The sequence below is a fragment of the Dietzia massiliensis genome (assembly GCF_018390595.1).
In the GTDB taxonomy this organism is placed as follows: domain Bacteria; phylum Actinomycetota; class Actinomycetes; order Mycobacteriales; family Mycobacteriaceae; genus Dietzia; species Dietzia massiliensis.
The window spans coordinates 1-407 of the sequence record NZ_JAHBAV010000251.1 but is presented as its reverse complement, the minus strand read 5'-3'; the positions used below and the strand labels follow the sequence as shown (position 1 = coordinate 407).

Annotated in this window: 1 protein-coding gene; it reads left to right on the top strand. The window is 49.4% G+C overall.

From position 1 onward, the window contains the following. Positions 1 to 225 precede the first annotated feature (225 nt). Positions 226 to 407 (top strand): DNA polymerase III subunit theta (locus tag KHA85_RS20480; RefSeq protein WP_060448683.1); only part of this gene is annotated, 182 nt, incomplete at its 3' end.

Here is a 407-nt window from a genome sequence, read left to right as displayed (position 1 = left end):
CAAATACATAAAAACACATAGAGATTTACGCTAATTATTATGATAATTATTCCCATCTTTTATTTTAATCAAAAAGCGAATCATTCTTATTTAAAAGAATAAATAGATTGCATTACTCTTTGGAAAATATCGTCCGCCGCGGCGGCGCTACGGGCTTGCCAAGCGTCGCCGGGTGGATTACCTTCTGCGCAGGTTCAATGCGGCAAAGTAAGTAAGGAGCATAGCGTGGGTTATAATCTGGCCGAGCTGTCCAAAGAAGAGATGGACAGGGTGAACGTGGATCTCGCCGCCTCTGGCGTGGCGTACAAAGAGCGCTACAACATGCCGGTGATCCCGGAAGTGGTGGAGCGCGAGCAGCCGGAACCGCTGCGCGACTATTTTCGCGAGCGCGTGGCGCACTACCGCGC